The following is a 7247-nucleotide window of genomic DNA, read 5'->3' on the forward strand; positions in this document are numbered from 1 at the left end:
CGTGGCAGCGTCTACACCTCTGCTGATTTCCGGGCCCTGGTGGCCCGTCTGGGAATGCGTTCCTCGATGGGTCGCACGGGCGTGTGCTGGGATAATGCGATGGCCGAATCGTTCTTCTCGGCACTGAAGAACGAACGCGTCTACCGTACCGTGTACGCCACCAAGACGCAGGCCCGGCGGGATGTCATCCGCTACATCGAGGGCTTCTACAACAGCCGCCGCCGGCACTCAGCGCTCGATTACCGCCGCCCCAACGAAGTGCACTACGCTTACCAACAGCCGGCCACGGCAGCGTAGAAAACCAACCGAATCCGCTGTCCGAAAACCCCGCAGCAGCCCACATCGTCGGGCTCGTGCTGGTGATGCACAAGACGTCGTTCGGCTACCGCATCCGCTCCATCGGATCCAACCCCGAAGCCTCCGACTACGCCGGCATCCCCATCGATCGCACCCGCATGCAGGTGCTCATCCTCGTCGGCGCTCTGGCAGGCCTGGCCGGCGTCCTCGGTCTGGCCTTCTTCTCCTCCGGCGACCCGAACATCGGCGGCGGCTACGAGCTGCAGGCGATCGCCGCGGCCATCATCGGCGGCACCGCGATGCGCGGTGGACGCGCCTGCGTGACAGGTGCCGCGATCGGTGCCTTCCTGCTCGCGACCGTCACGGCCGCCCTGGCGTACTTCCAGGTCCCCGCCAACTGGAACGGTTTCGCGACCGGTGCCGTGATCCTGGCCGCCGTCTCGGTCGACGGAGTACTCCGCCAGCGCAAGCGCCTGCGCGGCCGTCGCTGAGGCACTGCGAACCCCTGACCTGCCCGAAACAGCACTGAACCCCTCACGACAAAGGAGTCGCACCATGAGCCATGCCCGTAACCTCGTCACCCGTACCTTCAGCCGCCGAGGACTCCTCGGCCTCGGTGCAGGCGTTGCCGTCGTCGCCACCCTCGGCCTGGCCGGTTGCTCGCAGGACGGATCAGCCGCAGGCGGCGCCGCCCAGCCGAAGCTGGCCTTCGTCTACGCCACCACCACCCTGAACCCGATGCAGGAGATGGCACTCGGCGCCCAGGCCGCGGCCGCTGATCACAAGGTCAGCCTGGCCATGTCCGCCCCGAGTGGCACCGACGGGCCGGCCCAGGTCCAGATGCTCCAGCAGGCGGCCACGACCGCCACCGACGGTATCGCCTACCAGACCCTCACCCCGGAGCTCTTCCCCCGCCCGGTCAAGGAAGCCACCGACAAGAAGATCCCGGTCATCGCCGTCGACACCCCGCCGCCGGCCGGGGTCGGGGTCAAGACCTTCGTCGGGACCAGCGACCTGGCGATGGGACGCGAGATCGCCCAGCGCATCCTCCAGGACGTCCCCGCAGGCCGGGGCGGAACAGTCGTCATCGGCAACGCCATGCCGGGACTGGGCATCCTGGAGGCCCGGGCTCAGGGCATCAAGCAGGTCATCGCCGAGCAGCGTCCCGACCTGAAGGTCGTCGGCCCGCTCGCCACGGCCCCTGAACCCACGGCGAACCATGCAGCCTGGGACGCGATCCTGCAGGCCAACCCGGACGCGGTCGCCTACCTGGGCACCGGCGCCCAGGACGCCGTGTCCCTCGGGCAGCTCCAGGGCACGAAGGGCAAGAACTACCTGGCGGGCGCCCCGGACCTCGACCCTGCGGCCCTCGAGGCACTTCAGGCCAAGAAGATCACCGCGCTCGTCTCGCCCGAGCACTGGCTCAAGGGCTATCTGGCGATCGACATGCTGGCCACCCAGGCCACTGGTGGCGCGGCTGCGCCCGTGGGCACCTGGGACACCGGCTACCTGCTGGTCGACGAGAAGAACGTGACGGAGATCGTGGCTCGGCAGAAGGACGAGGCCTCGCGCAAGGTGTGGTTCGCCAAGAAGATCGCGGAGCAGAAGGCCGCCAAGGACAAGCACCTCGGCCCGCTCGTCGAGATCGGCTGACGCATGCTCATCGCCTCAGCCCTCACCAAGTCGTACGGCGGCGTCCGTGCCCTGTCCGACGGGAACCTGGCCGTGCGGCCGGGCACCGTGCACGCACTCCTGGGCGAGAACGGCGCCGGCAAGTCGACCATGATCAAGGTGATCACGGGCGTGGTCGCGCCGGACGGCGGCTCACTCACCCTGGACGGCCGGGACATCGCGTTCTCCAGCACCCGCGACGCGGCCGCCCACGGCGTCTCGGTCGTCTCCCAGGAGCTCAGCCTCTTCCCTGACCTCGACCTGCTCGCCAACCTGTTCCCCTACCGACAGCCCCGGCGCGCCGGACTCGTCGATCGCCGCGCCATGGCGACCGAGGCGCAGCCGCTGATGGACCTGCTGGGCCTGGAAGCGACCCCGGACACGATCGTCGGCGAGCTGAGCCTCGCCGAGCAGCAGCTGGTGGAGATCACCCGGGCGCTGCTGCAGAAGCCGAAGGTCCTCATCCTCGATGAGCCGACCTCGGCCCTCGACGCCGGAGCCGCTGCCCGGCTCCTCGACGTCCTCGATCGCCTGCGCTCGAACGGCACCTCGGTGTTGCTCGTGTCGCACATGCTCGAGGAGGTCAAGGCCATCAGCGACGAGGTGACCATCCTGCGCGACGGTCGCACCGTACTGGCCGGCGCAGACATGGCAGGACTCGACATCCCGCAGTTGGTCGACGCGATGCTCGGCGAGCATCGCGCCGCCATCCAGGGCGAGGTGGCCCAGGCCGACGTCGACTCGATCGACATCGAGGAAGTGGAGCGGCCGATCGGCCGGGGGGTGGCGATCGAGGGGGTCAGCGTCCCCGACCGCCTCGACGATGTCACCCTCACCGCACGGCCGGGCCAGGTACTCGGCCTGGCCGGGCTCGCGGGCAGCGGCCACGAAACGGTGCTCCAGGTGCTGTCCGGCCACGTCACCCCGACCACGGGAGCGGTCGTCCTGCCCTCCGGGGAGACCCTGCGCCCCGGCGTACGCACCGCCATCCGCTCCGGTGTCGCCCTGGTGACCGGTGATCGCCGTAGGTCCGGCCTGCTGCTGGACAAGTCGGTTGCGGAGAACATCGGTACGGTGCGCGCCATCTCGATGACCGGCGCGTGGCGCTGGGTGAATGCCCGTACGCTCCGCGAGCGCGCTCTTGAGCGTGCCGAACAGCTCGGGATCCGCCCCCTGGATGCGGTGGACCGGCCGGCCGGCCAGCTCTCCGGCGGCAACCAGCAGAGGGTCGTGCTCGCGAAGTGGATGGAGATCGAGCCCGATGTGCTCCTGCTCGACGATCCCACCCGGGGCGTGGACATCGGCGCCAAGGCGGAGGCGCACGCCATCATCCGGGCACTTGCGGGATCGGGGCGGGTCGTCATCTTCGCCACCACGGACATCGAGGAGCTTGCCGACCTGAGCGACCGGGTCGTCGTGTTCCAGCGCGGGCGGACCGTCGGTGACCTGACGGGTGAGGAACTGACCCCGCACCGGCTCCTGGAAGCCATCAATGCCAGTACCGATGAAAGGACCGCGGCATGACGACCGACATGACACCGGACGTCCGGGCGGAGCTCACCCGCGGGATGCGCATACTGTGGGACGTCCCGGTTCCGATGGGCGACGGGAACGTGCTGCGCGCCGACGTCTTCCTGCCTGAGGACGAGGCGCCGGTGCCGGTGCTGCTCAGCCATGGTTGCTACGGCAAGGGCATTCTCTTCCAGGAGGGGTACGCCAACCAGTGGGAGCGGATGGTGTCCGATTTCCCGGAGATCCTCGAGGCCAGCAGCGGTGAGTTCCAGGCCTGGGAGCTCGCCGACCCGGAGCGGTTCGTGCCGCACGGCTACGCCGTGGTGCGGGTCGACTCCCGGGGATCGGGCAACTCCGAGGGCGTACGCCACCTGTGGTCGCGCCAGGAGATCGATGACTACGTCGAGGTCGTCGAGTGGGCCGGGACCCAGCCGTGGAGTGACGGGAACGTCGGCCTGCTGGGCATCTCCTACTACGCGGCCCAGCAGTGGCAGGTCGCCGCCGAGCAGCCCGAACACCTGAAGGCGATCGTTCCGTGGGAGGGCACCTCCGACCTCTACCGCGAGCTCTACTACCACGGCGGGATCCGGTGCACGTTCCTGGACTCGTGGTCGGCCAAGCAGGACCGTAGCCAGTACGGGTACGGGGAGAGGGGCCTGCCCAACGCCCATACCGGTGCGACCACCGCCGGACCGACGCTGTCCGACGAGTACCGGGCCGCCCACCGGGTCGATGCCGTCGCCGACGTGACCACGCACCCGCTGCTCGACGCGCGCCACGAAACCGACGCCGTCGACTGGGACCGGGTCACCGTGCCGGTCCTCTCGTCCGCCAACTGGGGAGGCGCAGGTCTGCACCTGCGCGGCAACGTCGAGGGGTTCGTGCGCAGCAACACGCCGAACAAGTGGCTCGAGGTGCACGGGCTGGAGCACTGGACGCACTTCTACACCGACTACGGGGTCGGGCTGCAACGCCAGTTCCTCGACCACTTCCTCAAGGGTGCCGACAACGGGTGGGACCGCCGCCCGCCGGTGCTGCTGCAGGTGCGCCACATCGACGGCTTCGAGGAGCGCCCGGCTGAGGCCTGGCCGTTGCCCGAGACCTCGTGGCAGGAACTCTTCCTCGATGCCGGGACGGGCAACCTTTCCCCCGGCCCCGGGACCGAGGAGTCGTCGCGTACGTACGAGGCCGCCGGTGACGGAGTGACCTTCATGACGGCGCCGATCAAGGAGGACACGGAGATCACCGGTCCCGTGGCCCTGCGGGTCTGGATCAGCTCCACGACCGAGGACGCGGACCTGTTCGCGGTCGTCCGACTGTTCGATCCGCAGGGGGACGAGGTCGTCTTCCGCGGGGCCATGGACGCCCATACACCGGTCGCGCAGGGCTGGCTACGCGCCTCGCACCGGGCGCTCGACCCCGAACTCACGACCGAGTACCGCCCTGTCCACCCGCACGACCGGGTCGACCCACTGGTCCCGGGTCAACCGTACGAGGTGGAGATCGAGATCTGGCCGACCAGCATCGTCGTCCCGGCGGGCTACCGGCTGGGCCTGACGCTGCGCGGCACCGACTACGCCTACCCGGGGCCGGTCAAGGAGGAGTTCGCTCTGGTCCATCGTTATCCGGGCAAGGGCACCGGCCCGTTCGTCCACCCCGTCGACTCGAGGCCCTGGGACCTCGTCGGCGGCGACGTGACCGTGTACAGCGGACCGGGATTCCCGTCGCGCCTGCTGCTCCCCATCATCGGTACAACCGAGCTGGGCACCCCGGTCGACGTCTCCTGACAGTGGTCACTCGAACCATCGGGCCATCGAACCATCGGCACGACCGAACCATCACCACACCCGAATCACCCTCAGAGCAAGGAAGCATCATGGGAGTTATGCGCATGGGTTACGTGCACGCACGCGTGACCAACATGGAAGAGGCGCTGTGGCACTACCGCGACGTGCTCGGCATGCAGGTGGTCGCCCAGCAGGGCAACCCCACCTGGCTGAAGTCCTGGGACGAGTGGGACCACCACTCGGTCGTCCTGGAGGAGTCCGGCGTCGGACTGGTCAAGGCCGGCTTCAAGGTCCGTACGGAGGACGACCTGGCCACCTTCGAGAACAACCTGCACAAGTTCGGGGTGACCACCGAACGGATGTCCAAGGGCGACAACCTCGCCGTCGGTGACGGCGTCCGCTTCACCACCCCGTCGGAGCACGTGATCGAGCTCTACCAGGACATCGAGTACACCGGGACCGAGGTCGGTATCAAGAACCCGCCGGTGCTGCCGCGCTCCATCCGGGGCATCGGGGTGCCGGTGATGGACCACGCGTTGCTGCTGGCGGAGGACCCTGCCCTGAACGAGCGGCTCTTCGTGGAGGCCCTCGACTTCCGCCCCGCCGAGCGGCTCATCGTGGCCGATGACAACCCCGAGCTGATCGGGACCTGGATGTTCTGCCAGCACAAGACCCACGACATCGCCTTCATCAAGGGCGCCAACGGGCGCCTGCACCACTGGGCGTACAAGCTGCGCGACTGGTCGGCGATCCGCGACGCGGGCATCAAGTTCTCCATGGAGGACATCCCGGTCGGCTTCGGGCCCGACATCCACGGTCTCTCCCGCGGGGAGACGATCTACTTCTTCGATCCGTCGGGCAACCGCAACGAGGTCTTCTCCGGAGGCTACGAGACCTACCCCGACTGGCCCACGATGACCTGGACCTCGGACAAGACCATGCCGGCCGTCTCCTACATCGGCCGGGAGGTCGCCGAGAACCACTTCACGGTTTCGACGTAGACCGGGCTCGGGGCAGAACGGAGCGTCAGGAATCCGGCGGGGAGCGCCTCAGCTCTGCATGCTGCTCGGAGCCTGGCCCTCCGCGGGACGCCCGAGCCGTCGGGACAGGGCGAGTGCCGCGGTGCGTACGGCCGGGGCGACACGGAGGATGTCAATGTTCGATGCTGCGCCCATCACGGCCAGCGCCGCAATGGTCGAGCGGTCGTGGTTGACCACCACGGCCCCGACCGCGACGCGACCCTCCCGCAGCTCGCTCTGTGCCACCGCATAACCACGTCGGCGAACGAGCTCCAGATCCTTCAGGAGCTCGTCGCGGCTGCTGATCGTCTGGCGGGTGAAGGCTTCGAAGCCGTTCTCGCAGACGACGTCGATGACCGCTGGGTCACTGTGGGCCAGGATGGCCTTTCCAGTCGCGGTGGCGTACGCCGGCAGTCGTCCGCCGGACCGGGTCAGGGCACTGGCTGACATCCGCCCCTTGAGCTTCTCCAGGTAGAGCACATAGCCCTCGGAATCCAGCACCGACAGCAGGATGTTCTCCTTCGTGACCTGGAACAGGTCCTGCATGAACGGCAGCGCCACCTCCCGCAGGCCTCGCTGGGCCGGGGCGAGCATGCCGATGCGGAACAACCGCATCCCGATCCGATAGGTGCCGTCATCGGTCCGCTCGAGCATGCCCTCCTGGACCAGCTCGCGGATCATACGCAGCGCGGTGGCCGCGGCCAGGTCCGTACGACGGGCGATCTCCGTCAGGGTGAGTGCCTCGTCGCCCGGGTGGAACGCGGCCAGCACCGAGATCAGGCGGGTGGCCACGGAAGAGCGCGGTCCATTTCCCTGCTCTGCGATGTCAGTCATGACCGTCCTTCTGCGCGGTGTGGGACCCGTGGGGACGCTCCTATGGTCTGTCAAGGACTGGTGGGTGTTCGAGGAGGCGGTAGAGGTCGCGGGCGATGTAGCGCTTGAGGCAGCGTTTGATCTCGCG

The 7247-nt window shown here is 68.5% G+C and carries 7 protein-coding genes; 6 read left to right on the forward strand and 1 reads right to left on the reverse strand.

The window, feature by feature from the left end; all coding sequences use genetic code 11:
- The 6 genes from GA0111570_RS17065 to GA0111570_RS17090 all read left to right on the forward strand — a co-directional run.
- Positions 1-297, forward strand: a 297-nt coding sequence (locus tag GA0111570_RS17065) for an integrase core domain-containing protein (protein WP_139283312.1), incomplete at its 5' end; no start/stop codon positions are given.
- Between the two features lie 65 nt (positions 298-362).
- A complete protein-coding gene (locus GA0111570_RS17070; RefSeq protein ID WP_092613870.1) occupies positions 363-788 on the forward strand; it encodes an ABC transporter permease in 426 nt (141 codons plus the stop codon).
- Between the two features lie 64 nt (positions 789-852).
- Complete coding sequence (locus GA0111570_RS17075) at positions 853-1950, forward strand: sugar ABC transporter substrate-binding protein (RefSeq protein WP_092613865.1); 1098 nt, start codon at positions 853-855, stop codon at positions 1948-1950.
- 3 nt (positions 1951-1953) lie between these two features.
- On the forward strand, positions 1954-3492 hold the full coding sequence (locus tag GA0111570_RS17080; RefSeq protein ID WP_092613866.1) for a sugar ABC transporter ATP-binding protein: 1539 nt from the start codon (positions 1954-1956) through the stop codon (positions 3490-3492).
- The gene (locus tag GA0111570_RS17085; RefSeq protein ID WP_092613867.1) at positions 3489-5267 is read left to right on the forward strand and encodes a CocE/NonD family hydrolase; all 1779 of its coding nucleotides are present in this window, start codon (positions 3489-3491) and stop codon (positions 5265-5267) included. Before GA0111570_RS17080 ends, GA0111570_RS17085 begins: the two co-directional genes overlap by 4 nt.
- Before the next feature lie 89 nt (positions 5268-5356).
- Entirely contained in the window at positions 5357-6268 is a 912-nt protein-coding gene (locus tag GA0111570_RS17090; protein WP_092613868.1) for a catechol 2,3-dioxygenase, read from the forward strand.
- Between the two features lie 48 nt (positions 6269-6316).
- On the opposite strand, the gene GA0111570_RS17095 is transcribed toward GA0111570_RS17090, so the two are convergent.
- Positions 6317-7120 (reverse strand): IclR family transcriptional regulator, encoded by an 804-nt coding sequence (locus tag GA0111570_RS17095; RefSeq protein WP_092613869.1) that lies wholly within the window; start codon positions 7118-7120, stop codon positions 6317-6319.
- Positions 7121-7247 lie beyond the last annotated feature (127 nt).

It is taken from the genome of Raineyella antarctica, from assembly GCF_900092135.1.
GTDB lineage: Bacteria > Actinomycetota > Actinomycetes > Propionibacteriales > Propionibacteriaceae > Raineyella > Raineyella antarctica.